The 25,876-nt window shown below is 59.0% G+C and carries 21 protein-coding genes; 14 read left to right on the top strand and 7 right to left on the bottom strand.

What is annotated here, in order from left to right:
* The first annotated feature begins 63 nt into the window (after positions 1–63).
* Together CCX46_RS20790 and CCX46_RS20785 are read left to right on the top strand one after the other, a co-directional pair.
* Complete coding sequence (locus CCX46_RS20790) at positions 64–552, top strand: SRPBCC family protein (RefSeq protein WP_127929166.1); 489 nt, start codon at positions 64–66, stop codon at positions 550–552.
* A complete protein-coding gene (locus tag CCX46_RS20785) occupies positions 542–1,354 on the top strand; it encodes an aminoglycoside phosphotransferase family protein (protein WP_177413872.1) in 813 nt (270 codons plus the stop codon). The genes CCX46_RS20790 and CCX46_RS20785 overlap by 11 nt, the downstream gene beginning before the upstream one ends.
* 325 nt (positions 1,355–1,679) lie before the next feature.
* Here CCX46_RS20785 and acnA read toward each other — a convergent pair whose 3' ends face one another.
* The gene (acnA, locus tag CCX46_RS20780; RefSeq protein WP_127929164.1) at positions 1,680–4,421 is read right to left on the bottom strand and encodes an aconitate hydratase AcnA; all 2,742 of its coding nucleotides are present in this window, start codon (positions 4,419–4,421) and stop codon (positions 1,680–1,682) included.
* Between the two features lie 221 nt (positions 4,422–4,642).
* On the opposite strand from acnA, the gene rlmM reads away from it, so the two are divergent.
* Positions 4,643–5,716, top strand: coding sequence for a 23S rRNA (cytidine(2498)-2'-O)-methyltransferase RlmM (rlmM, locus tag CCX46_RS20775; protein ID WP_127929163.1), 1,074 nt, complete (start codon positions 4,643–4,645; stop codon positions 5,714–5,716).
* A gap of 182 nt (positions 5,717–5,898) precedes the next feature.
* Positions 5,899–6,150, top strand: a complete 252-nt coding sequence (gene tusA / locus CCX46_RS20765; RefSeq protein WP_127929162.1) for a sulfurtransferase TusA — start codon at positions 5,899–5,901, stop codon at positions 6,148–6,150.
* A 135-nt stretch (positions 6,151–6,285) separates the two neighbouring features.
* On the opposite strand, the gene CCX46_RS20760 is transcribed toward tusA, so the two are convergent.
* Positions 6,286–7,695, bottom strand: coding sequence for an MATE family efflux transporter (locus CCX46_RS20760; RefSeq protein ID WP_127929161.1), 1,410 nt, complete (start codon positions 7,693–7,695; stop codon positions 6,286–6,288).
* 159 nt (positions 7,696–7,854) lie between these two features.
* On the opposite strand from CCX46_RS20760, the gene pdxB reads away from it, so the two are divergent.
* Positions 7,855–8,997, top strand: a complete 1,143-nt coding sequence (gene pdxB / locus CCX46_RS20755) for a 4-phosphoerythronate dehydrogenase PdxB (RefSeq protein WP_127929160.1) — start codon at positions 7,855–7,857, stop codon at positions 8,995–8,997.
* A 160-nt stretch (positions 8,998–9,157) separates the two neighbouring features.
* On the opposite strand, the gene CCX46_RS20750 is transcribed toward pdxB, so the two are convergent.
* Positions 9,158–9,337, bottom strand: a complete 180-nt coding sequence (locus CCX46_RS20750) for a PA1571 family protein (RefSeq protein WP_038369402.1) — start codon at positions 9,335–9,337, stop codon at positions 9,158–9,160.
* 255 nt (positions 9,338–9,592) lie between these two features.
* On the opposite strand from CCX46_RS20750, the gene CCX46_RS20745 reads away from it, so the two are divergent.
* Positions 9,593–11,398 carry an ABC transporter transmembrane domain-containing protein gene (locus CCX46_RS20745; RefSeq protein ID WP_127929159.1) on the top strand — a complete coding sequence of 602 codons (1,806 nt, stop codon included), beginning with the start codon at positions 9,593–9,595 and terminating at the stop codon, positions 11,396–11,398.
* Positions 11,399–11,480: 82 nt separating this feature from the next.
* Here the strand turns inward: CCX46_RS20745 and CCX46_RS20740 are convergent, their stop codons facing one another.
* Positions 11,481–13,409 (bottom strand): transglycosylase SLT domain-containing protein, encoded by a 1,929-nt coding sequence (locus CCX46_RS20740; RefSeq protein WP_127929158.1) that lies wholly within the window; start codon positions 13,407–13,409, stop codon positions 11,481–11,483.
* 214 nt (positions 13,410–13,623) lie between these two features.
* On the opposite strand from CCX46_RS20740, the gene CCX46_RS20735 reads away from it, so the two are divergent.
* Entirely contained in the window at positions 13,624–15,546 is a 1,923-nt protein-coding gene (locus CCX46_RS20735; protein ID WP_127929157.1) for an ATP-binding cassette domain-containing protein, read from the top strand.
* A gap of 173 nt (positions 15,547–15,719) precedes the next feature.
* Here CCX46_RS20735 and CCX46_RS20730 read toward each other — a convergent pair whose 3' ends face one another.
* A complete protein-coding gene (locus tag CCX46_RS20730) occupies positions 15,720–16,157 on the bottom strand; it encodes a universal stress protein (RefSeq protein ID WP_038369392.1) in 438 nt (145 codons plus the stop codon).
* Between the two features lie 103 nt (positions 16,158–16,260).
* On the opposite strand from CCX46_RS20730, the gene CCX46_RS20725 reads away from it, so the two are divergent.
* From CCX46_RS20725 to CCX46_RS20690, 7 genes are all read left to right on the top strand, one after another.
* Positions 16,261–16,698, top strand: a complete 438-nt coding sequence (locus CCX46_RS20725) for a hypothetical protein (RefSeq protein ID WP_127929156.1) — start codon at positions 16,261–16,263, stop codon at positions 16,696–16,698.
* A 518-nt stretch (positions 16,699–17,216) separates the two neighbouring features.
* A complete protein-coding gene (fadB, locus tag CCX46_RS20715; protein WP_122607489.1) occupies positions 17,217–19,364 on the top strand; it encodes a fatty acid oxidation complex subunit alpha FadB in 2,148 nt (715 codons plus the stop codon).
* A 29-nt stretch (positions 19,365–19,393) separates the two neighbouring features.
* Complete coding sequence (gene fadA / locus CCX46_RS20710) at positions 19,394–20,569, top strand: acetyl-CoA C-acyltransferase FadA (RefSeq protein ID WP_007910465.1); 1,176 nt, start codon at positions 19,394–19,396, stop codon at positions 20,567–20,569.
* 98 nt (positions 20,570–20,667) lie between these two features.
* A complete protein-coding gene (locus tag CCX46_RS20705) occupies positions 20,668–20,904 on the top strand; it encodes a DUF1653 domain-containing protein (protein ID WP_007910467.1) in 237 nt (78 codons plus the stop codon).
* 114 nt (positions 20,905–21,018) lie between these two features.
* Positions 21,019–23,649: a type I DNA topoisomerase gene (topA, locus tag CCX46_RS20700; RefSeq protein WP_127929155.1), complete on the top strand. Its 2,631-nt coding sequence runs from the start codon at positions 21,019–21,021 to the stop codon at positions 23,647–23,649.
* 143 nt (positions 23,650–23,792) lie between these two features.
* Entirely contained in the window at positions 23,793–24,317 is a 525-nt protein-coding gene (locus tag CCX46_RS20695) for a DUF6586 family protein (protein ID WP_007910470.1), read from the top strand.
* 106 nt (positions 24,318–24,423) lie between these two features.
* Positions 24,424–24,657, top strand: coding sequence for a hypothetical protein (locus tag CCX46_RS20690; RefSeq protein ID WP_003226592.1), 234 nt, complete (start codon positions 24,424–24,426; stop codon positions 24,655–24,657).
* 93 nt (positions 24,658–24,750) lie between these two features.
* Here the strand turns inward: CCX46_RS20690 and sulA are convergent, their stop codons facing one another.
* Together sulA and lexA are read right to left on the bottom strand one after the other, a co-directional pair.
* A complete protein-coding gene (gene sulA / locus CCX46_RS20685) occupies positions 24,751–25,224 on the bottom strand; it encodes an SOS-induced cell division inhibitor SulA (protein ID WP_127929154.1) in 474 nt (157 codons plus the stop codon).
* Positions 25,225–25,235: 11 nt separating this feature from the next.
* Positions 25,236–25,844 carry a transcriptional repressor LexA gene (lexA, locus tag CCX46_RS20680; protein ID WP_003226590.1) on the bottom strand — a complete coding sequence of 203 codons (609 nt, stop codon included), beginning with the start codon at positions 25,842–25,844 and terminating at the stop codon, positions 25,236–25,238.
* Positions 25,845–25,876: the final 32 nt, after the last annotated feature.

Here is a 25,876-nt window from a genome sequence, read left to right as displayed (position 1 = left end):
TGATACAACTTCACATTGGACATGTGGTCATACAGGCCTAGTGTTCAGAACAGGAGGTGACGTATGAAACCAGTACCCAATAGTTTCGAACGCAAGATCACGCTCAAGGCGCCGCGTTCGCATGTCTGGCGTGCATTGGTCGATGCCGAGGCGTTTGGCCAGTGGTTTGGTGTGGCGCTGGAAGGACGGCGGTTTATTGCCGGTGAATGGACGCAAGGGCAGGTCACGTATCCGGGTTATGAACATGTGTTGTGGAATGTGCTGATCGAGCGGGTCGAGCCGCAGCAGTTGTTTTCGTTTCGCTGGCATCCGTATGCGGTGAACCCGAAAATCGACTATTCCCAGGAGCCGACCACGCTGGTCAGGTTCGAGCTGCAGGATTTCGAGGAGGGAACGTTGCTCAAGGTGTCTGAATCAGGCTTCGCGCACATTCCCGACATTCGCCAGAAAGAGGCGTATTACATGGACAGCCGTGGCTGGGAAGAACAGTTGAGCCGACTCGAACAGTTTCTTGCCGAGAGCGCCAAAGCCAGGGAGCGTGATGGCGGCTGATCTTTTCCAGCCGTGGCTGCAACGCTGGTCATTAGTGACGGACGGCGCACCGATCATCACGCTTGGCAGCCGACTGCTGCCGGTACGCCTGAACGACAAGCCGGCCATGCTCAAGGTGGCGCTGGATGTCGATGAGAAACACGGCAATCGATTGATGACCTGGTGGGAGGGTGACGGCGCTGCGCAAGTGTTGGCGCACCACGAGGATGGCCTGTTGATGGAGCGTGCCATGGGCCGACGCTCGCTGATGCACATGGCGCTGAATGGCGAAGACGACGAGGCAAGCCGGATTCTCTGTTCGGCGCTGTCGCGATTGCATGCGCCGCGTCCGACACAGCCACCGCCGCTGTTGGAGCTGGGGCCATGGTTTGCGTCGCTGCGCATCGCAGCGGCCCGACATGGCGGCCTCTATACCCTGAGCCTGCAAACCGCCGAAGCCCTGCTCGCCGATCCACTGGATGTCGTAGTGCTGCACGGCGACATGCATCACGACAATGTGCTGGATTTCGAATCGCGCGGCTGGCTGGCTATTGATCCGAAACGAGTCAGGGGCGAGCGCGGTTTTGACTACGCCAACCTGATTTGCAACCCGGACTTGCCGACAGCCACCGATCCCCAACGCTTTCGTCGGCAGCTGGCTGTGATTGTCGAGGCTGCCGGACTGGATCGGCGGAGGCTGCTGCAATGGGTGCTGGCGTTTGCCGGTTTGTCCGCTGCGTGGTTTCTGGAGGATGACGCGCTGGAACAAGCTTCAGGGCAGCTGAAAGTCGCGCAGATTGCGGCTTCGATGCTTGATGCCTGACAGGGCTAAGGGTTTTCGGAAGGGTTGCTATGGCGAATGTCTTACACGCACTGGTAGCTTTTACGACTATTGCCGATTGGATCCACTGCGTAATCTACACACATCAACTGAGACACAGGGAGTGTTTCAGGATCACGGATGATCGACCATTTGCAAGGATCGCTGCCGACAGGGAGTCGATAATGGTCTTGGGAAAAACCCGCTTCGGCGGGTTTTTTTTCGCCTGTATGTAGGAGCTGCCGCAGGCTGCGATCTTTTGACTTTGGCTTTTAACAGCAAGATCAAAAGATCGCAGCCTGCGGCAGCTCCTACATTGGTATGTGCGTTACGAGGCGATCAACTGGCGCAGGACGTAATGCAAAATCCCGCCCGACTTGAAGTATTCAACCTCGTTCAACGTATCGATGCGGCACAACACCTCGATTTTCTCCTGACGCCCGTCCTCACGGGTGATTACCAGGGGCAGGTTCATCCGCGGTGTCAGCTCGACGCCGGTCAAACCCTGGATTTCAAAGGTTTCCTTGCCCGTCAGGTTGAGACTCTTGCGGTTCTGATCAAGCTTGAATTGCAGCGGCAACACGCCCATGCCCACCAGGTTGGAACGGTGAATTCGCTCGAAGCTTTCAGCGATCACCGCTTTCACGCCCAGTAAATTGGTGCCTTTGGCCGCCCAGTCGCGACTGGAACCGGTGCCGTATTCTTGCCCGGCAATCACCACCAATGGCGTGCCCGAAGCCTGATACTTCATCGCCGCATCGTAGATCGCCAGTTTCTCGCCGGTGGGAATGTAGATCGTGTTGCCACCTTCTTCGCCGCCAAGCATTTCGTTACGAATGCGGATATTGGCGAAGGTGCCGCGCATCATCACTTCATGATTGCCACGCCGTGAGCCGTAGGAGTTGAAGTCCCTTGGCTCGACGCCTTTTTCGCGCAGATAACGCCCGGCCGGGCTGTCAGCCTTGATGTTACCGGCAGGGGAGATGTGGTCGGTTGTGACTGAATCACCGAGCAGGGCCAATACCCGCGCACCTTTGACGTCCTTGATTTCCGGCAGCGGGCCGGAAATATCATCGAAAAACGGCGGATGTTGAATGTAAGTCGAATCATCCTGCCACACATACGTCGCCGCTTGCGGCACCTCAATGGCCTGCCATTGTTCATCACCGGCAAACACCTCGGCGTATTCCTTGTGGAACATCGCCGTGTTGACCTGACTGACCGCATCGGCGATCTCTTTACTCGATGGCCAGATATCGCGCAGATATACCGGATTACCTTGTTTGTCCTCGCCCAGCGGTTCGCTGCTGATATCGCTGCGCACGCTGCCGGCCAGAGCATAGGCGACGACCAGCGGTGGCGAGGCCAGCCAGTTGGTCTTCACCAGTGGATGCACGCGGCCTTCGAAGTTGCGGTTGCCGGACAGCACCGACGCCACGGTCAGGTCGGCTTTCTGGATGGCTTTCTCGATCGGCTCGGGCAGCGGCCCGGAGTTGCCGATGCAGGTGGTGCAGCCATAGCCGACCAGGGAAAACCCGAGCTGGTCGAGGTATTGCGTCAATCCCGCTGCCTTGTAGTAGTCGGTAACCACTTTTGAACCCGGTGCCAGCGAGCTCTTCACCCACGGTTTACGCGTCAGGCCTTTCTCCACGGCTTTCTTCGCCAGCAGCCCGGCGGCCATCATTACGCTCGGGTTAGAGGTGTTGGTGCACGAAGTGATCGCAGCAATAACCACCGCACCGTTTTTCAGGCGATAGGTGCGGCCTTCGTATTCATATTCGGTTTCGCCGACCAGATCGGCATTGCCCACCGCGACACCGCCGCCGCCCTCACTTTCCAGGCGTCCTTCTTCTTTACTGGTGGGTTTGAATTGCAAGTCGATGAAGTCGCTGAAGGCTTGCGGTACATTCGGCAGCGAGACGCGATCCTGTGGACGTTTCGGTCCGGCCAGGCTCGCTTCGACGCTGCCCATGTCCAGCGCCAGGCTGTCGGTGAAGACCGGTTCCTGACCGGGCAGACGCCACAAGCCCTGAGCCTTGGTGTAGGCCTCGACCAGTTTGACCACTTGCGGCGGCCGCCCGGACAGGCGCAGATATTCCAAAGTCACGTCGTCAACCGGGAAGAAGCCGCACGTCGCGCCATATTCCGGAGCCATGTTGGCGATGGTCGCGCGGTCGGCGAGCGGCAGATCAGCGAGGCCGTCACCGTAGAACTCGACGAATTTGCCGACCACGCCTTTCTTGCGCAGCATTTGCGTGACAGTCAGCACCAGGTCAGTGGCGGTAATGCCTTCCTTGAGCTTGCCGGTCAGTTTGAAACCGATCACTTCCGGAATCAGCATCGACACCGGTTGCCCGAGCATCGCCGCTTCCGCCTCGATCCCGCCAACGCCCCAGCCAAGAACGCCGAGGCCGTTGATCATGGTGGTGTGCGAGTCGGTGCCGACCAAGGTGTCGGGAAAGGCATAGGTGCGGCCGTCCTCATCCTTGGTCCACACGGTGCGGCCGAGATATTCGAGGTTGACTTGGTGGCAGATACCGGTGCCCGGCGGCACCACGCTAAAGTTGTCGAAGGCGCTCTGGCCCCAACGCAGAAAGGCATAACGTTCGCCGTTGCGCTGCATTTCGATGTCGACGTTCTGCTCGAATGCGCTGGCGGTGGCGAACTTGTCGACCATTACCGAGTGGTCGATCACCAGATCCACCGGCGACAGCGGGTTGATTCGCTGCGGATCGCCGCCGGCCTTGGCCATCGCCGCACGCATGGCGGCAAGGTCGACCACGGCGGGCACGCCGGTAAAGTCTTGCATCAATACCCGGGCCGGGCGGTACTGGATTTCGCGGTCGGAGCGGCGCTCCTTGAGCCACGCGGCAAGCGCCTTGAGATCGGCGCCGGTGACAGTTTTTTCATCTTCCCAGCGCAGCAGGTTTTCCAGCAGGACTTTCAGCGACATTGGCAGCTTGTCGAGATCGCCCAGGCTCTTGGCGGCATCCGGCAAACTGAAATAGTGGTAGGTCTTGTCGTCGATTTGCAGGGTTTTGAGCGTTTTCAGGCTATCGAGGGACGGCATTACAATCACTCCTTTGAATCCGCACGGCTACGGATCGGGGGACGAATAGAGCTTTAAACCTAGCCCTGTTTTAGGTAGCTGGCTAATAACTGGACTCTATGGGCAAGTCCAAGGTTCCGACATCGGCTATCATGCGCCGGTTTTCGTGACAGGCTTTGCTTCAACGCAAGGCCTGAGCATCGCGCAGCGGCCGAATGAGCGCCCGCTGCCCAGGAGTAAGAATGAACACCCTATTCATGCATTGCCGGCCCGGCTTCGAAGGCGAAGTCTGTTCGGAAATTTCCGACCTCGCTGCGCAACTCAATGTGGCCGGCTACGCCAAGGCCAAAGCCGCCACTGCGTGCGCCGAGTTTGTCTGCACCGAAGAAGACGGCGCCGAGCGCCTGATGCGCGGGCAGCGCTTTGCCGAACTGATCTTCCCGCGTCAGTGGGCGCGCGGCGTATTTATCGATCTGCCGGAAAACGATCGCATCAGCGTGATCCTCGCGCACATGGCCGATTTTCCGGTGTGCGGCAGCCTGTGGCTGGAAGTCGTCGACACCAACGACGGCAAGGAACTGTCGAACTTCTGCAAGAAATTCGAAGGCCCGCTGCGCAAGGCGCTGACCGGCGCCGGCAAACTGGTGGAAGACGCCAGCAAGCCGCGTCTGTTGCTGACCTTCAAAAGTGGTCGTGAAGTGTTTCTGGGAATGGCAGACGCCGGTAACTCGGCGATGTGGCCGATGGGCATTCCGCGCCTGAAGTTCCCGCGTGAAGCGCCGAGCCGTTCGACGCTGAAGCTGGAAGAGGCGTGGCACCACTTTATCCCGCGTGATCAGTGGGAAGATCGCCTGCACAGCGACATGACCGGCGTCGACCTCGGCGCCGCACCGGGAGGCTGGACCTGGCAACTGGTCAACCGCGGCATGCTGGTGACCGCCATCGACAACGGCCCGATGGCCGAAAGCCTGATGGATACCGGTCTGGTGCAGCACTTGATGGCCGACGGTTTCACCTTCAAGCCCAAGCAACCGGTGGACTGGATGGTCTGCGACATCGTCGAGAAACCGGCGCGCAACGCCGCGATGCTCGAAGAGTGGATCGGCGAGGGGCATTGCCGCGAAGCAGTGGTCAATCTGAAACTGCCGATGAAGCAGCGTTACGCCGAGGTGAAGCGTTTGCTCGAACGTATCGCCGATGGTTTCAAGGCGCGCGGGATCAAGGTCGATATCGGCTGCAAACAGCTGTATCACGATCGTGAGGAAGTGACCTGCCACCTGCGTCGGCATGACATCAAGAAGCCCAAATCGCGCTGACACAACACAAAACCCTGTGGGAGCGAGCCTGCTCGCGAAAGCGCAATCCGATCCAGCAATGATGTTGGCTGATACGACGCCTTCGCGAGCAGGCTCGCTCCCACAGGGGGTGTGGCGTAACGCCACAGATGACCGAATACCCGGCAATGGGCGACAATGCCGGCCAGTTTCAGGAGTGAATCATGAGTGAAATGATCGATACCCCGGTCGACGGCACGCTCGACGCCACCGGTCTCAATTGCCCGGAGCCGGTGATGATGCTGCACCAGCACATCCGTGACCTGGCGCCCGGCGGCCTGCTCAAGGTGATCGCCACCGACCCGTCGACCAAACGCGATATCCCCAAATTCTGCGTGTTTCTCGACCATGAACTGGTGAGCCAGCACGAAGAGGCCGGTACCTACCTGTACTGGATTCGCAAAAAGAACGCCTGAATCCCAGGCGAACGCAAAACCAAATGTGGGAGCGAGCCTGCTCGCGAAAGCGGTATCTCAGTCACTATTAATGGCGACTGACACACCGCATTCGCCAGCAGGCTGGCTCCCACATTTTTTGTCCTGCGTCAGGGTTTAGCCCGCCGAACGACTGATCCGAATACGTTTGCGCGCACTGCGCGTCAGGCGAATCGACAGCATCAACGCCGCACAGCTCAAGCCAACGATCAGACCCTGCCACAAACCGCTCGGGCCGCGTGGTTCGCCGAGCCAGTCAGTCAGACCGAGGGCATAGCCCACCGGCAAACCAATGCCCCAATAGGCGAAAAGGGTCAGGATCATCGTCACCCGAGTGTCCTGATAGCCACGCAGTGCGCCGGCGGCGGTCACCTGAATCGCATCGGAAAACTGGAACAGCGCCGAATACACGATCAGCATCGCCGCGATGTGAATCACCGTCGGGTCAGCGGTGTAGATCGCCGCAATCGGCTCGCGCAGCAACAGCATCATGCTTGCCGACAGGCAGGCGTAAGCCAGCGCGGTGCCCATGCCGACGCCCGCGGCAAACCGTGCCTCGCGTGGTTCTTCGCGGCCCAGCGCCTGACCGACGCGCACGGTAACGGCCATGCCCAGCGAGTACGGAATCATGAACACCAGCGAGCTGACGTTGAGCGCAATCTGGTGCCCGGCCACTACAGTGGCGCCGAGGCTGCCGATCAGCAGGGCGATCACGGCAAAAATGCTCGACTCGGCAAACACCGCGATGCCGATCGGTAGGCCGATCGCCAGCAGTCGCTTGATCACCGCCCATTGCGGCCAGTCGAAGCGGCTGAAAATTTCGCTCGAACGATAGGCCGGCGCCCAGCGCTCATAACCGGCCAGACCCAGCGCCATCACCCACATCACGATGGCCGTGGCCCAACCGCAGCCGACGCCGCCCATCGCCGGCACACCGAAGTGGCCATAGATGAAGACGTAGTTCAGCGGAATGTTCAGTGCCAGACCGCACAGGCCCAATACCATTGCCGGACGCGTGCGACCGATGCCGTCACTGGTGCAGCGCAGCACGTGATAGAACGCCACCGCCGGCAGGCCGCTGGCGATGCCATGCAGGTATTGCATGCACGGGCCGATCAGCTCGGGATCAACCTTCATCAGGTGCAGCACCGGCTCGGCGGCGACCAGCATCGCCGTCGCAATCAGCCCGACCACCAGTGCCAGCCACAATGCCTGACGGACGAGCGGGCCGATTTCGCTGTGAGTGCCAGCGCCAAAACGCTGGGCGACTTTCGGCGTAGTTGCCAGCAGCGTGCCGGTCATCAACAGGAATACCGGCACCCAGATCGAGTTGCCCAAGGCAACGGCCGCCAGATCCTTTGGCCCGACGCGCCCGGCCATGACGGCGTCGACGAAGCCCATGGCCGTGGTCGCCAGTTGCGCGATGATGATCGGCAACGCCAGGGCGAGCAGGTTCTTGAACTCCAGGCGAATACGCGCGGGGCGGGTGAGGGAGACGGCGACAGGTTGATCAGTTACAGAATTCACGGGCAAAGCGTCCACAGGTGTTGATGCGCAAGGCGCCGCATTCTACGCCGCTGACGCCTTGGTCAGGAAAAATCCTCTGTTGCGGATTTGTAAGCGCAAACCCTGCTGGCCCGGCGACCGATCTGCACCTAAACTGCCGATCCGCCAAAGGAGCCCGCCATGCTGATTGTTGCCGACGAAAATATCCCGCTGCTCGATGCCTTTTTTGCCGGTTTCGGCGAGATCCGCCGGGTGCCAGGCCGTTCCATCGACCGTGCGACGGTCGAGCAGGCTGACGTTTTGCTCGTACGTTCGGTGACCAACGTCAACCGCGCGTTGCTTGAGGGCAGCAAGGTGCGCTTTGTCGGCACCTGCACCATCGGGACGGATCATCTGGATCTCGAGTACTTCAGTGAGGCCGGCATTACCTGGTCCAGTGCGCCTGGCTGTAACGCTCGGGGCGTGGTCGATTACGTGCTGGGCAGTCTGATGACGCTTGCCGAAATCGAAGGTGTCGATCTCACTCAACGGACTTACGGTGTCGTTGGTGCCGGCGAGGTAGGCGGGCGCCTGATCAAGGTCCTGAAGGGCCTGGGCTGGAACGTCAAAGTCTGCGATCCGCCGCGTCAGGCTGCCGAAGGGGGCGATTATGTCAGCCTGGAACAGATCATCGAGCAGTGCGACGTGATCAGTCTGCACACGCCGTTGACCCGCAGCGGTGCCGGCGCGACCTGGCATCTGTTTGATCAGCAGCGTTTGCAGCAGCTCAAGCCCGGTGCGTGGTTGATCAACGCGGCGCGTGGTCCAGTGGTGGATAACCTTGCCCTGCGCGAAGTGCTACTGGAGCGTGAAGACCTGCAAGCCATTCTCGACGTCTGGGAGGCCGAGCCTGAGGTTGACGCGGCGCTGGCCGAGCTCTGCGTATTGGCCACGCCGCACATTGCCGGTTACAGCCTCGACGGTAAACAGCGCGGAACGGCGCAGATTTATCAGGCGTATTGCGAATTCAGCGGCCAACCGGCAGTTATTCAACTCAGTGATCTTTTGCCGGCACCGTGGTTGTCTGAAGTGACCCTGCATGCTGACAGCGATCCGGCCTGGGCGCTGGCGATGTTGTGCCGAGGCGTGTACGACCCGCGCCGTGATGACGCGGACTTTCGCCGCAGCCTTGTAGGTAATGTCGGTGAGCAGCGGGCGGCGTTCGATGTGTTGCGCAAGCAGTATCCGGTGCGACGCGAGATTGAAGGACTGAAGGTGCGGGTTGAAGGGGATTCGCCGGCTTTGGCGAAGATCGTGGCGGCGCTGGGGGCGGTGGCCGTCTAGAAACCGGGTCGGCCCTTTCGCGAGCAGGCTCGCTCCCACAGGAGATCTTCAGAGGTCCATGTGGGAGCGAGCTTGCTCGCGAAGGCCGCGCCACAAATACCTGATCTGCAGACAGAAAAAACCCGGTCAAAAGGACCGGGTCATGAAGACGGTGGCTATATCACTCTTGTTCGGCAGGCTTGACCAATCGCTTCTCCAGTTCGCTGCACGCTTGCTGGATCATTTCTTCAGTGATCGGTACTTCACGCCCATCCTTGTCCAGTATCGAGCAACCCAGAGATTGGCCGGGCTTGGTGCGGATCACTTCAATCTTGTCTTCGCTGCTGTGTTGCAAGGACATGGCCTGTCTCCTCATCAGGTTGTGCGCCTAGGGTAAAACCGCCACGTGACCGGGCTGTGACAACTCCCTGCGGTCTGTCAGTGGGGGCATCTCCACTCAAACAGAAACGACCGCTCGTCTCAACCGGGACTTTAGACCAATAGTAACTATGGCCTAGTCTTTGGGGGCATATTTAACCTGACTCATTGTGATTTACAGAGTTCCGCCGCAAGAAGGTTTACGCTAGCCCTTTCATCAACACGGATGTGTACCTGAATGACCCCGAAGCTTTCTTCCAGGCACCGGCGCGCCCTGCGTCTGACCAGTCGATTTCTGGCCCCTTACCGCTGGCAGGTCATCGCTGCGCTGCTAGCGTTGATCGTCACCGCCGCCGTTACGTTGTCGATGGGGCAGGGGATCAAACTGTTGGTCGACCGCGGCTTCATGACTCAGTCGCCGCACCAGCTCAACCAGAGCATCGGCATCTTCATGCTGATGGTGCTGGGTCTGGCGGTCGGCACGTTCGCGCGGTTTTACTGGGTGTCGTGGATCGGCGAGCGTTGCGTGGCCGATATCCGCCGTGAGGTATTCAACCATCTGGTCTATCTGCACCCCGGCTTTTACGAGAACAACCGCAGTTCGGAAATCCAGTCGCGGCTGACGGCCGATACAACGCTGCTGCAATCGGTGATCGGCTCGTCGCTGTCGATGTTCCTGCGCAACCTGCTGATGGTTATCGGCGGCGTCATCCTGCTGTTTGTCACCAACGCAAAACTCACCAGCATCGTGGTGATCGCCTTGCCGTTTGTGGTTGCCCCGATTCTGATTTTCGGCCGGCGCGTGCGCAATCTGTCACGGCTGAGCCAGGACCGGGTCGCCGATATCGGCAGCTATGTCTCGGAAACCCTTGGTCAGATCAAAACCGTGCAGGCCTACAACCATCAGGTTCAGGATGAGCACCGTTTTGCGACAACGGTTGAAGACGCCTTCGACACGGCGCGCAAACGCATCTTTCAGCGCTCGTGGATGATCACCATGGTGATCGTGCTGGTGCTCGGCGCGGTGGCAGTGATGTTGTGGGTCGGCGGCATGGACGTGATCGCCGGGCGCATCACCGGTGGCGAACTGGCCGCGTTTGTTTTTTACAGCCTGATTGTCGGCAGTGCGATAGGCACGTTGAGCGAGGTCATCGGCGAACTGCAACGCGCGGCGGGTGCCGCCGAGCGCATCGCTGAGCTGTTGGGTTCGGAAAATATCATTCAGCCGCCCACTACCGGGCTGGTGACCCTGCCGCAGCGCGTGCGGGGCGAACTGCAACTGCAGGAAGTACGTTTTTCCTATCCGTCGCGGCCTGAAAGCTATGCCGTCAACGGCTTGAACCTGACCATCCGGGCCGGTGAGACGCTGGCGCTGGTGGGGCCATCCGGCGCCGGCAAGTCCACGGTGTACGATTTGCTATTGCGTTTTTATGACCCGGTGGAAGGGCGGATCCTGATTGATGGCGTGCCGCTGACCAGCCTCGATCCGCTGGATTTGCGCCGCCACTTTGCCTTGGTGTCACAGTCGCCGGCGCTGTTTTTCGGCAGCGTCGAAGAGAATATTCGTTACGGCAATCCGGGGGCGACGCTGGAGCAAGTCAAGGAAGCGGCAAAAATTGCTCACGCCCACGACTTCATCGAGAAAATGCCCAACGGTTACCAGACCCATCTGGGTGATGGCGGTCTCGGTCTTTCCGGTGGCCAGCGCCAACGTCTGGCGATCGCTCGGGCGTTGCTGGTCGACGCACCGATCCTGCTGCTGGACGAAGCCACCAGCGCCCTCGATGCGCAGAGCGAACACTTGATTCAGGAAGCGCTGCCGAGTCTGATGCAGAACCGCACCACGCTGGTGATCGCGCATCGACTCGCCACTGTGAAAAACGCTGACCGGATTGCGGTGATGGATCAGGGCAAGCTTGTCGCCATTGGTACTCATCAGGAACTGATTGCCAGCAATCCGCTGTATGCGCGGTTGGCGGCGTTGCAGTTCAATGATGGCAAGAGCGCTTCAACGAATCCTGTCACCGATCCTGCCATTCACTAAGTAACCGTTCAGGTTGTACCTATAAAAAATGCCCGTATCTCGCGATACGGGCATTTTTTGTTACTCAGCGTCAGTCGCGTGATCACTGATCGTCAAAATACCGCTCATGCCAGTCCACCAGTGGCTGTGGCGAGTTGAGCTTCTGGCCGTAGATCACCGAGTACGACAACACGTTCTGCACGTACTGACGGGTCTCATCGAAAGGAATGCTTTCCACCCAGACGTCAAAGCTCAGGTGATCAGCACCGCGCAGCCATTGGCGCACACGGCCGGGGCCGGCGTTGTAGGCGGCGGAAGCGAGGACGCGGTTGCCGTTGAACTGGCTGTGCACCTGACTCAGGTAAGCGGCGCCGAGTTGAATGTTCTTGTCTGGATCGAGCACTTGCTGCGGCGAGGCCAGCGGGATGCTGAACTTGCGCGCGGTTTCCTTGGCGGTGCCGGGCATCAACTGCATCAGGCCGCTGGCGCCAACGCCGGAGCGCGCGTCGTCCATGAAAGCGCTTTCCTGACGGGTGATGGCAAACACCCAGCTCGAATGCAGACCACGTACCTTGGCTTCACGCACGAGGGTTTCGCGGTGGGCCATCGGGAAGCGGATATCCAGATCGTCCCAGTACTGCGCCTGACTGATGGTGCGAATCGCCGGGAAATACCATTTCAGGTCGTAAGCGAGTTTCGCCTGGGCAACCATTTCATCGCGATTGAAATGGCGGCTGACGTGATACCACTCGCGGCGACCGTCGACGATCTGCCCGCGAGCATGGAACTCCAGCGCGCGGCGCACGCCTGGGGTGTTGCGCACCTTGTTGATCAGCGCCTGGCTGAGGACCAGCGGCTTGTTGTTCAGCGAGTAGGGCGATTGCGAGCGGTCGGCGGCAAGGAAGCCGTAGAAATCACGTTCCCGGGCGAGGCCTTTGTACAGCGTCTGTGCTTCCGGGTTTTGCGGCTGGGCCAGTTCCAGACTGCGCGCCTGCCAGTAGCGCCAGCGGTTGGTGGTGGCCAGATCCTGCGGCAGACGGCGGGTCAACTGATAGGCGTCATCCCAACGGGCCAGACGCAAGAGCAGGCGCAAACGCCATTCCGAGACAGTGTTGTCGCGTAGTTCCGGGTCGTACTTGGTCATCACATCCAGCGCGCGGCTGTCGAAACGCCGGGCGAGAGTCAGGCCGATCTCCCGGGCGATCGCAACTTTTTCATCGCGGGAGAAATGCATGCTGCTGGCATAACCGTCGAGCAGCGCCATGGCCTTGTCCGGATCCTGACGAGCGAGGCGGCGCAGGCCAAGGCTGACCACATCGGACATCGGCTCGTCGGCCGGGGTGAAGCGTGAAGGCTGATTGAGCAGTTCCGGCTTTTGCGCCACATCCACCAGTAAACGGCCGCGCGGGGCGAGGGTGGTCAGGCCGTTGACCAGACTGTTGGCCAGTGGATAGTTGCGCGTCTGAGCGGCGAGCTTGGTGCGCTCCCAGCGTTTCTGCTCGGTGAGCTGGCCATCGGCCGCCCAGATGCCGAACAGCGCGTCGCACGCGGCGGGTTGTGATTTGCCGGTCAGCCAGAGTTTGTCCGCGTTGGCGTAACCTTCGGCTTTTTTGTCATGGGTGATCTGGTACTGCGCATTCAGGCAGTCCAGTTCAGTGAAGTTGAGTTTCGGGTCGTAGTATTTGACGAAAGTCGCCCAGTCGCCACGGTCGGCGAGCCAGCGCAACCAGCGCAGCTTCATCCAGTTGGCCTGGGGCAAGTCACCGTGTTCGGCGAGGAATTTCTCGATCTCGGCGTTGCTCGCGGTTTTCAGGCGCGCGGTCAGTTCGTCGTAGGCCAGGTACGGTTCCAGCGGATAATCGGCCAGCGCCTGACTGTAGCGGAAGTACGGGCCGGTATCGCCCTTGGCCAGCGCGCGCTTGGCTTCATCGTAATACTGGCGTTGGGTGGACAGGTCCACCGCCTGGGCGGATTGAGCGGCAGTGGCGGTAAGTAGCAAACAGGACAAAACACTGAAAAGGCGACTGCGCATGAGACATCCGGGCAGAGAAATCATGACAAGTGCCGACACGAATCAGCACTGAATTGTCTGTAGCTTAGCCTTTTGCCAGCAAGCGGCGAAAGCTTTGCGGGCCTCGCAGCACAAGTTCGCAACAAATGTTGTGCAGAGTGCTTCGACAGACAAATTGCCGGCCTGCTGAAGCCCTAACTCAGGTAGAATGCGCGCCCGGTTTTTGGAGAAGCTCATGACCCTGCTCAAATTCAGCGATGTGTCCCTTGCGTTCGGCGCTATGCCGTTGTTGGACAAGGTGTCCTGGCAGATCGCCCGTGGTGAGCGGGTGTGCATCATCGGCCGCAACGGCACTGGCAAGTCCAGCATGATGAAACTGGTCAAGGGCGACCAGAAGCCCGATGAAGGCTCGGTGTGGCGTGCCCCTGGTCTGAAAATCGGCGAATTGCCGCAAGAATTGCCAGTGGCCGACGATCGGACGGTGTTCGACGTGGTCGCTGAGGGCCTTGATGGCGTGGGCGCGTTGCTCGCCGAGTACCATCACCTTGCGCAGAACTGCGTCACTGAAGACGACCTGAACAAGCTGATGCACGTTCAGCAAGACCTCGAAGCCCGTGATGGCTGGCGCTTGCAGACTCTGGTCGAAAGCACCTTGAGCCGCCTGCAACTGCCGGCCGACAAGACCCTCGCCCAGTTGTCCGGCGGCTGGCGTCGTCGCGTGCTGCTGGCGCAGGCGCTGGTGTCCGAGCCGGATCTGCTGTTGCTCGACGAACCGACTAACCACCTGGATATCGGTGCGATTGCCTGGCTCGAAGAAGCACTGAAAGATTTCCAGGGCGCCGTGCTGTTCATCACGCACGACCGTTCCTTCCTGCAAAACCTTGCCACGCGCATTCTCGAACTGGATCGCGGTGGCCTGATCGACTGGAACGGCGACTACGCCAGTTTCCTCGTGCACAAAGAAGCCGCGCTGGCCGCCGAAGAAACCGCCAACGCGCTGTTCGACAAGAAACTGGCCCAGGAAGAAGTCTGGATCCGTCAGGGTATCAAGGCGCGCCGCACCCGTAACGAGGGTCGCGTCCGTGCCCTGAAAGCGTTGCGCGTCGAGCGTAGCGAGCGTCGTGAGCGCACCGGCAAGGCCAACATTCAGTTGGACACTGCCGACAAGTCCGGCAAGCAGGTGATGGTCCTCGAGAACGTGAGTTTCGCTCACCCGGGCGGCCCGTTCCTGATCAAGGATTTCTCGATGGTGCTGACGCGCGGCGACCGTATCGGTCTGCTCGGCGCCAACGGTACCGGCAAGACCACCCTGCTGAAACTGATGCTCAGCGGTCTGCAACCGACCAGCGGCAAAGTGGAAGAGGGCACGCGGATCGACGTGGCGTACTTCGACCAGTTGCGTCATCAGCTGGATCTGGAAAAGACCGTGATCGACAACGTTGCCGAAGGTCGCGACTTCATCGATATCGACGGGCAGAGCCGTCACGTGCTGAGCTACCTCGGCGACTTCCTGTTCAGCCCGCAGCGTGCCCGCACGCCGGTCAAGGCGCTGTCGGGTGGTGAGCGTGCGCGTCTGTTGCTGGCCAAGCTGTTCAGCAAACCGGCGAACCTGCTGGTGCTCGACGAACCGACCAACGACCTCGACGTGGAAACTCTCGAGCTGCTCGAAGAAGTGCTGCTGACTTTCAACGGCACGGTGCTGATGGTCAGCCACGACCGGGCATTTCTCGACAACGTGGTCACCAGCACGCTGGTCTTCGAAGGTGAAGGCAAGGTGCGTGAATACGTCGGCGGTTATCAGGACTGGATCCGTCAGGGCGGTTCGCCGCGTCTGCTGGGCGTGACCGAAAGCAAATCCGGCAAGGCTGACCTGAATTCGGCGGTGGTCACCGCTGAACCGGCTGTGGCTGCTGCGCCTGCCGCCGCTGCCCCGGCTGCCAAGAAAAAACTGAGCTACAAGCTGCAACGCGAGCTGGAAGCGCTGCCGGGCGATATCGACGCCAAGGAACAGCAGATTGCTGCCGTGGAAGCCGAAATGGCTGAAGCTGGCTTCTATCAGCGCCCTGCGGCAGAAACGGCCAAGGTGATTGCTTCGCTGGAGCAGTTGCAGGCTGAGCTGGATGCGTTGATGGAACGTTGGGCCGAGCTGGATGCCTGATTGATCCGGATGTGAAAAAGCCCGGCGTTCAGTGATGAACGCCGGGCTTTTCATATGCGGGTGGAGACCCAATGTGGGAGCGAGCCTGCTCGCGAATGTGGTGTGTCAGGCGGCATTAATGCTGAATGTGCCGGCGCCTCGCGAGCCGGCTCGCTCCCACAATGATCAGTGCTTCAGCGTTTGACCAGGTGTACCGCTAATACATCGCATGGCGCGCCGTGCAGCACGTCATTGGCGGTCGAGCCCAGCAATAGCGCCAGACCGTGACGGCCATGGCTGCCGACCACGATCAGATCGCACGTTTGTTCTTTGGCGAAATGATGGATTTCCTGGCGTGGCTGGCCATAGGTCAGGTGGCAGTTGGCGCCCTCAAGCTCTGAGTATTTGGCTTTCAGACGCTCCAGGCGCTCCTTGGCCTGATCGAACTGCTGTTGTTGCAGTTGTGACAGATCCATCGGCACGTCGCCGCCGAATGCCATGGCCATCGGTTCGACAATATGCACCAGCGACAGCTTGGCGTTATTGCTCACCGACAGCTCGCGGGCGCGGTGAATCACAGGGTCGCACTCTTCGGTCAGATCTACGGCGACCAGGATGTGGTGGTAGGGCATGAGGTGCTCCTCGTGAGGTTTCAATATTGTTAAGTATGGCTGGTTTCAAGCGCATTGGTTCCAAAGTGACACAATGCGCTCACCGAGAATTGGGAATAGAGATATGACGGTCTGGTTGGTGGTGTCAATCCTGCTGGTGGTTTTAAGTCCGCTGGCGTGGTTGCGCCCATCGCGCGCGCAAAGCGGTCGCATCGCTTTGCGTATGGAGGCACGACGCATCGGTCTGGCCATGCAGCTGGCGCCTCAGGAATGGCCGCACTGGCTGGCGCAAGAGCCGCCGAATCCGTGTGCGCAGTATCATCGGCCACGTCGCAGCAAGCAGCCTGTCTGCTGGACTTACTGGCAGAAATCGCCGGGTATCTGGGTTAATCAGTGGCAGGAAGTCTGTGAAGATCGGGCGCTGCTCAATCATTTCGAAAAGTTGCCGGGCAATGTTTTCAAAATCGAGGCGGACAAGCAGATGATCGCTCTGTATTGGGGTGAGAAGGGTGAAGCGACGGTTTTGCTGGATATCGATGCCACTCTGAAAGCGCTGGCGTGACGCGCGGACTTTTCCCACTGCAACGGTGGGGAAGGTCCGGCAGACGCGCAATAAAAAGCCCGACATGATTCATCGGGCGGGGTTGGCCAGGCAGGCCGGAAATCTTTTCTGATGCAGGTTCAGTCAGCGCATTTTCCTGTCGTCCACCCAGCGTAGCCCTTTAAACAGGGGCTGCGGCGAATTAGGGCGACTTTTCTAACTATTGATTCTATGAATGGCTTTACATGCAGACGCGTGTTGCGGGTCTTCGTCTTACAGAAATGACCGCAAAGTCGCATTTCAACCCGTATTTTGGGCGATTGACAATTGTCGGAAATTCCGTGAAGGTGACGTACCCAAATCAAACGGGCGTATGAATTGAGCGTTTGTCTTACAGACTGCTCCTACAGAATCCCGACTATCGCGTTGGCGGGTGTGCCGGGTGGATTGGCGTCAGCATCGACGAAAAAACGTCCTGCCGAGCCATTCGCCTGCGTCCGACGTGTACTGTTCAGCTTCCATATCGTGGAGATCAGTTGATGATTTACGAAGGTAAAGCCATCACGGTTAAAGCTCTTGAAAGTGGCATCGTCGAATTGAAATTCGACCTCAAGGGTGAGTCCGTCAACAAGTTCAACCGTCTAACCCTGAACGAACTGCGTCAGGCCGTAGACACCATCAAGGCAGATGCTTCGATCAAGGGCGTGATCGTCAGCAGTGGCAAGGACGTGTTCATCGTCGGCGCCGACATCACCGAATTTGTCGACAACTTCAAGCTGCCGGATGCCGAGCTGGTTGCTGGCAATCTCGAAGCCAACAAGATCTTCAGCGATTTCGAAGACCTCAATGTCCCAACCGTAGTGGCCATTAATGGCATCGCACTGGGCGGCGGTCTGGAAATGTGCCTGGCGGCTGACTATCGCGTCATGTCGACCAAGGCCAAGATCGGTCTGCCGGAAGTCAAACTGGGCATCTACCCAGGCTTCGGCGGCACCGTGCGTCTGCCGCGCCTGATTGGTGTCGACAACGCCATCGAATGGATTGCCTCCGGTAAGGAAAACCGCCCTGAAGACGCCCTGAAAGTCAGCGCCGTCGACGCCGTGGTTGCTCCGGAGAAGCTGCAGGAAGCGGCTCTTGAGCTGATCAAACGCGCCATCTCCGGCGAGTTCGACTTCAAGGCCAAGCGTCAACCCAAACTTGAAAAACTCAAGCTGAACGCCATTGAACAAATGATGGCATTCGAAACCGCCAAAGGTTTCGTCGCCGGTCAGGCTGGCCCGAACTACCCGGCGCCGGTTGAAGCGATCAAGACGATCCAGAAAGCCGCGAACTTCGGTCGTGACAAGGCGCTGGAAGTCGAAGCAGCCGGTTTCGTCAAGCTGGCCAAGACCTCTGCCGCGCAGAGCTTGATCGGTCTGTTCCTGAACGATCAGGAGCTGAAGAAAAAGGCCAAGGCCTACGACGAAATCGCCAAAGACGTGAAGCAGGCCGCTGTACTCGGCGCCGGCATCATGGGTGGCGGTATCGCTTATCAGTCGGCCTCCAAAGGTACGCCGATCCTGATGAAGGACATCAACGAGCACGGTATCGAGCAGGGTCTGGCCGAAGCCGCCAAACTGCTGGTTGGCCGCGTTGATAAAGGTCGCATGACGGCTGCGAAAATGGCTGAAGTGCTCAACGCCATTCGTCCGACCCTGTCCTACGGCGACTTCGGTCACGTCGATCTGGTTGTCGAAGCTGTGGTCGAAAACCCGAAGGTCAAGCAAGCCGTACTGGCTGAAGTCGAAGCTCAGGTCAAAGAGGACACCATCCTCGCGTCCAACACCTCGACCATTTCCATCAGCCTGCTGGCCAAGGCCCTCAAGCGTCCGGAAAACTTCGTTGGCATGCACTTCTTCAACCCGGTGCACATGATGCCGCTGGTAGAAGTGATCCGTGGCGAGAAGTCGAGTGAGCTGGCGGTTGCCACCACCGTTGCCTACGCCAAGAAAATGGGCAAGAACCCGATCGTCGTCAATGACTGCCCGGGCTTCCTCGTTAACCGCGTACTGTTCCCGTACTTCGGCGGTTTCGCCAAGCTGGTAAGCGCCGGTGTGGACTTCGTCCGTATCGACAAGGTCATGGAAAAATTCGGCTGGCCGATGGGCCCGGCGTACCTGATGGACGTGGTCGGCATCGACACCGGTCACCACGGTCGCGACGTGATGGCTGAAGGTTTCCCGGATCGCATGAAGGATGACCGTCGTTCGGCCATCGACGTGCTGTACGAAGCCAAGCGCCTGGGCCAGAAGAACGGCAAGGGCTTCTACGCCTACGAGGCCGACAAGAAAGGCAAGCAGAAGAAAGTTGCCGATCCATCGGTGCTGGAAGTGCTCAAGCCGATCGTTTACGAGCAGCGCGAAGTCACTGACGAAGACATCATCAACTGGATGATGATCCCGCTGTGCCTGGAAACCGTGCGTTGCCTGGAAGACGGCATCGTTGAAACTGCCGCCGAAGCCGACATGGGTCTGGTCTACGGTATCGGTTTCCCTCCATTCCGTGGCGGTGCGCTGCGCTACATCGACTCGATCGGTGTTGCCGAGTTCGTTGCCCTGGCTGACCAGTACGCTGATTTGGGCGCGCTGTACCACCCAACCGCGAAGCTGCGCGAAATGGCCAAAAACGGCCAGAGCTTCTTCGGTTAAGCGCCCCCAACTAGAGTGAGAGTGAACTTATGAGCTTGAATCCTAGAGACGTCGTGATTGTCGACTTCGGTCGTACTCCGATGGGCCGCTCCAAGGGCGGCATGCACCGCAACACCCGCGCCGAAGACATGTCGGCGCACCTGATCAGCAAATTGCTGGAACGCAACGCCAAGGTCGATCCTGCTGAAGTCGAGGACGTGATCTGGGGCTGCGTCAACCAGACCCTGGAGCAGGGCTGGAACATCGCGCGCATGGCGTCGCTGATGACCCAGATTCCGCACACTTCGGCCGGCCAGACCGTCAGCCGTCTGTGTGGCTCGTCGATGAGCGCGTTGCACACCGCTGCACAAGCGATCATGACCGGCAACGGTGACGTGTTCGTGGTTGGCGGCGTCGAGCATATGGGCCACGTGAGCATGATGCACGGTGTCGATCCGAACCCGCACATGTCGCTGTACGCGGCAAAAGCCTCGGGCATGATGGGGCTGACCGCTGAAATGCTTGGCAAAATGCACGGCATCACTCGCGAACAACAGGACGCTTTCGGCGTGCGTTCCCACCAGTTGGCCCACAAGGCAACCGTGGAAGGCAAGTTCAAAGATGAAATCATCCCGATGCAGGGCTACGACGAGAACGGTTTCCTGAAACTGTTCGACTACGACGAAACCATTCGTCCGGAAACCACCCTGGAAAGTCTGGCGGCCCTCAAGCCTGCCTTCAATCCAAAGGGCGGCACCGTGACTGCCGGTACTTCGTCGCAGATCACCGATGGTGCTTCGTGCATGATCGTGATGTCGGCGCAACGTGCACAGGATCTGGGTATCCAGCCAATGGCGGTTATCCGTTCGATGGCAGTGGCGGGTGTGGATCCGGCAATCATGGGCTATGGTCCAGTTCCGGCTACACAAAAAGCCCTGAAGCGTGCGGGCCTTGGCATCAACGATATCGACTTCTTCGAGCTCAACGAAGCTTTCGCCGCACAGGCTCTGCCAGTGCTGAAAGATCTGAAAGTGCTCGACAAGATGAACGAGAAGGTTAACCTGCACGGCGGCGCGATCGCCCTGGGTCACCCGTTCGGTTGCTCCGGTGCCCGTATTTCCGGCACCTTGCTGAACGTGATGAAGCAGAATAGCGGCACCTTCGGGGTGGCTACTATGTGCATTGGTCTCGGCCAAGGCATCTCCACCGTCTTCGAACGCGTCTAAGCGTCTCGTTGATGGAAGCCGGGGCCAAGTGCCCCGGTTTTTGTTTTTGTGGATTTATTTTGTTTTTATTTTGAAAAAATTTGAGTGAGGGCCAACACATGCCGATACAACCTGGGCTCTACCAACATTACAAAGGTCCGCAGTACCGCGTATTCAGTGTTGCGCGGCATTCCGAGACCGAAGAAGAAGTGGTCTTTTACCAAGCCCTGTATGGCGATTACGGCTTTTGGGTGCGCCCTCTGAGCATGTTTCTCGAGTCAGTCGAGGTTGACGGCGAGCAGGTGCCACGCTTTGCTTTGGTGCAAGCCGAACCGAGCCTTTTTTCCAAGGCATAAGGCGAGTGCGCACAGAACCCTGTGCTTGACCTCACCTTGTATCAACTATATATAGCGGTGCCGCGTCAGGCGCCAACCGCCTTTCACTTCTAGAATTCAGGAATTTTCTGATCCATGGGCAAATCGCTGGTCATTGTGGAATCCCCGGCTAAGGCCAAGACCATCAACAAGTATCTGGGTAACCAATACGTGGTGAAGTCGAGTATCGGCCATATCCGAGACCTGCCCACCAGCGGTTCGGCTAGCGCCAGCAAAGAGCCAGCCGCCAAGCGCGGCAAGGCTGCTGCGGGCGAAGGTCCGGTGCTCTCGCCGAAAGAGAAAGCGCGTAAGCAGCTGGTCTCGCGTATGGGTGTCGATCCCGATCATGGCTGGAAAGCCAAGTACGAGATCCTCCCGGGTAAAGAGAAGGTCATCGAAGAGCTGCGCCGGCTCGCCAAAGATGCTGACACCATCTATCTCGCAACCGACTTGGATCGCGAGGGGGAAGCCATTGCCTGGCACCTGCGCGAAGCCATCGGTGGTGACGACAGCCGCTACAAGCGCGTGGTGTTCAACGAAATCACCAAGAAGGCGATTCAGGAAGCCTTCTCGGAGCCGGGCGAGCTGGACATCGATCGTGTCAACGCACAGCAGGCGCGTCGTTTCCTTGACCGCGTTGTGGGTTACATGGTCTCGCCGCTGCTGTGGGCGAAGATCGCTCGTGGTCTGTCTGCCGGTCGTGTGCAATCGGTAGCCGTGAAGCTGGTGGTTGAGCGTGAGCGCGAAATTCGTGCGTTCAACCCGGAAGAGTACTGGGAAGTGCATGCCGACCTCGGCACCGCCAAAGGCTCGACCGTGCGTTTCGAAGTAGCTCGCGAGAAAGGCGAAGCCTTCAAGCCGCTCAACGAAGCCCAGGCCATGGCTGCGCTGGAGAAGCTCAAGTCTTCCAGCTACAGCATCGTCAAACGCGAAGACAAACCGACCAGCAGCAAGCCTTCGGCGCCTTTCATCACGTCGACCCTGCAACAGGCTGCGAGTAACCGCCTGGGCTTCGGTGTGAAGAAAACCATGATGATGGCCCAGCGTCTGTACGAAGCCGGCTACATCACCTATATGCGTACCGACTCGACCAACCTCTCGGCCGATGCCGTGGCGATGGCGCGTACTTACATCGAAGACGAGTTCGGCAAGAAGTACCTGCCGGAAACACCAAACGTCTACAGCAGCAAAGAAGGCGCTCAAGAGGCTCACGAAGCGATCCGTCCTTCCGACGCCAACACCACGCCGAGCAAGCTCGCAGGCATGGAGCGTGACGCTGAGCGTCTCTACGAGTTGATCTGGCGTCAGTTCCTCGCTTGCCAGATGCTGCCGGCGCAATACCTGTCGACCACTGTCAGCGTCGGCGCTGGCGACTTCGAGCTGCGCGCCAAGGGCCGTATCCTCAAGTTCGACGGTTACACCCGCGTTATGCCGCAAATTGCCAAGCCAGGCGACGACGACGTTCTGCCTGATATGGCGCAGGGCGACGTGATGAAGCTGATCAAGCTTGATCCATCGCAGCACTTCACCAAGCCGCCGGCGCGTTACTCGGAAGCCAGCCTGGTTAAAGAAATGGAAAAACGTGGCATCGGTCGTCCTTCGACTTACGCTGCGATCATTTCGACCATTCAGGATCGCGGCTACGTGACTCTGCACAACCGTCGTTTCTACTCGGAAAAGATGGGCGACATCGTTACCGAGCGTCTGTCGGAAAGCTTCTCCAACCTCATGGACTACGGCTTCACTGCCGGCATGGAAGAGAACCTCGATGACGTGGCACAGGGTGAGCGCGACTGGAAAAGTGTGCTGGACGAGTTCTACGGCGATTTCAAAAAGAAACTCGAAGTAGCCGAAAACCCTGAAAGCGGCATGCGCGCCAATCAGCCGGTCATGACCGACATTCCGTGCACGACCTGTGGGCGTCCGATGCAGATTCGGACTGCGTCGACCGGCGTGTTCCTCGGTTGCTCAGGCTACAGCCTGCCGCCGAAAGAACGCTGCAAAGCCACCGTCAACCTGGTGCCGGGCGACGAGATCGCTGCGGACGATGAGGGTGAGTCGGAGTCTCTGGTTTTGCGCGGCAAGCATCGTTGCCCGATCTGCAGCACGGCGATGGACGCTTATCTGCTCGACGAGAAGCGCAAGCTGCACATCTGCGGTAACAACCCGGATTGTGCTGGCTACGAAATCGAAGAGGGCAGCTATCGCATCAAGGGCTACGAAGGTCCGAGCCTGGAATGCGACAAGTGCGGCAGCGAGATGCAGCTCAAGACTGGCCGTTTCGGCAAGTTCTTCGGTTGCACCAACCCTGAGTGCAAGAACACCCGCAAACTGCTGAAAAGCGGTGATGCAGCGCCGCCGAAGATGGATCCGGTGAAGATGCCTGAGCTGAAATGCGAAAAGGTCAACGACACCTACATCCTCCGTGACGGTGCCTCTGGTCTGTTCCTGGCCGCCAGCCAGTTCCCGAAAAACCGTGAAACCCGCGCTCCGCTGGTGATCGAGATTGTGCCGCACAAGGACGAAATCGATCCGAAGTACCACTTCCTCTGCGACGCGCCGAAGAAGGATCCTGATGGTCTGCCTGCGGTCATCCGCTACAGCCGCAAGACCAAGGAGCAATACGTGCAGACCGAAGTCGACGGCAAGCCTACGGGTTGGAAGGCGTACTTCGACGGTGGCAAGTGGACGGTTGAAGACAAGCGTACGAAGGCCAAAGCTGAGTAAGCGTTAGTCCGACACTGAAAGGCCGCATGAGAACCCTTGGGTTTTCATGCGGCCTTTTTGTTTTGTGCTTGCGGTGGGATCGGCTGATCCACGACACTGTCCGGCCTGTGTGAAGCAATTATTTCGTTGTGGAGAGCGCCGTCATGGCTCACGAACTCTATACCCGCACCAACCAGAAGATCTATTTCGCCGGCCTGTCGCTCGAAGCCTTGGCTCGCGCTGAAGAGGGGCGGGCGATGAATTCTCTGGCGTTGATTCAGGCTGGGCGTGAATCGGCGCTGTTTCACCTGTACGGTGCCTTGCTGGGGCTTTGTCATGAGATCGCGGGTTTCTATCGTCTGCCGCAGGCCAATGCGCCGCGTGCCGAGATGCTGCTGACGCGTGAAGTGCTGGAGTCGATCGCAATTCCCGAACTGGCCGAAATGGTTGAGTTGGCGGGCAATTCTGAAACCTGGTTGGCAAAACTGCTGGCAGCGCATTCGGCGCTGTTTCAACCGCCACGAGTGCCGCACAAGCCGAAGGGTGATGTGACGCAACCGTTGATTCAGGCGATTAATCTGGATGAAGAAGAAGCGCCAGAAGAGTTGAGTCGAGAGGAGCTGGAGAGCTGGCGGCAGAACTTGAAAGGTCTGGCGATACGTTTCCGCGAAGGCTTGAACGAGTGCTGAGGGCGATTGACACGGTGGCAATCTGAAACATGCTGCTGGTCAAGATCCCGAGCGAAGCCTGAATGATGTCTATATAATCCCTGCCTTTCGTGGAGAACAGACCTTTATGCCAACGTCCTTTCTAGAAATTGTCGAGTTACCCGACGGCCGAATCGAGCTGCGCAGGGCCGAGGACGAGGGTTCTCTGGTGACGCTGGATTTCTCCGAGGATGCCAAGGCGTTCCTGCAAGGTCAGCATGTGGAGATCGCCAAGGCGATGTTAAGCGTCGGCGTGCAAATGGCCGGTCGCATGGTCGAAGGCGAGTTTGATAAGGAAGAGGGGCCGCGGGTTCTTCATTGATCCCCGTCTTTTTCTTTTAGCGTTACTGCTTCAGATCGGCTTCTCTGTCCCTGGAGAAGCCCTGCGCTTCACACAGCGCATGTTGTCAGCCAATCAACCCAAACGAATGTTCAGGCTCTGAGCGTCGCCCGTGCGTGCGGCGCTGATCAGTTGTTGCCGCGAATTCGCGCTCAGCGGGTTGAGCCAGGTGACGACGGTGTGACTGCGACCCAATCGTAGAGCTTCGCATGCCAGTTGCTGAGCGCTTTGAGCGCCTCTTGGTTGCAGCAGCAGAATACGCTCGCGATTCAAGCCGGCATCCCGCAGCCATGTCTGGGTCAGGCTCGCAGGAGGCGCTATCAGCGTCAGCCAGCGCGCGTCCTGATCTTCACTGAGCTCACGAAGTATTGGGGCTAGCAGGTTCAGGCAGTTCCCAGTAGCACCGCGCAGTGACAGCTCGCTGAATACTTCAGGTTCGGCAATCCACGGGCGCTCGACGACCTCTTTCAGGGTCGGCGCCATCGGTTGTGCCAGAAACGCTTCGAATAAAGGCAGTTGTGTTTGCTGAGGGGTGTGTGGGAACTGCATAAAGCCTCCTTTTAGCGGCGGATTACGCCGACACTCAAGCCTTCGATCACCAGTTCCTGATCTTTCAGGTCGACTTCGATAGGGGCGAACTCAGGGTTTTCGGCAATCAGCCAGACCTTGCTGCCTTCACGCTTGAAGCGTTTGACGGTCACTTCATCGCCGATGCGGGCGACGACGACCTGGCCATTACGCGCCTCGCGGGTGGTGTGCACGGCAAGGAGGTCACCGTCGAAAATGCCGATGTCCTTCATGCTCATGCCATGCACGCGCAATAGATAGTCGGCGCGCGGATGGAAGAAGGCCGGATTGATGTTGCAGGATTCTTCGATGTGCTGCTGGGCGAGGATTGGCGCGCCGGCAGCGACCCGGCCAATGATCGGCAGGGTGGAGTCGTCGGCCTTGGCTTCGAAGCCGGGAATGCGAATACCGCGAGAAGCGCCAGGGGTCATCTCGATGGCACCTTTGCGGGCCAGTGCCTTGAGATGTTCTTCAGCCGCGTTCGGCGACTTGAAGCCCAGTTCCTGAGCGATTTCCGCACGGGTTGGCGGATAACCGTTGTCTTCGAGGCAACGTTTGATAAAGGCCAGAATCTCGGCTTGGCGTGGCGTCAGCTTTAGCATATTGATCGCTCTGTCTTTTTATACAGTGACTG

The sequence above is a fragment of the Pseudomonas sp. RU47 genome (assembly GCF_004011755.1).
Classification (GTDB): Bacteria; Pseudomonadota; Gammaproteobacteria; order Pseudomonadales; family Pseudomonadaceae; genus Aquipseudomonas.
Note: the sequence above shows the minus strand (reverse complement) of the source record. Positions and strands in the feature narration are given on the sequence as shown.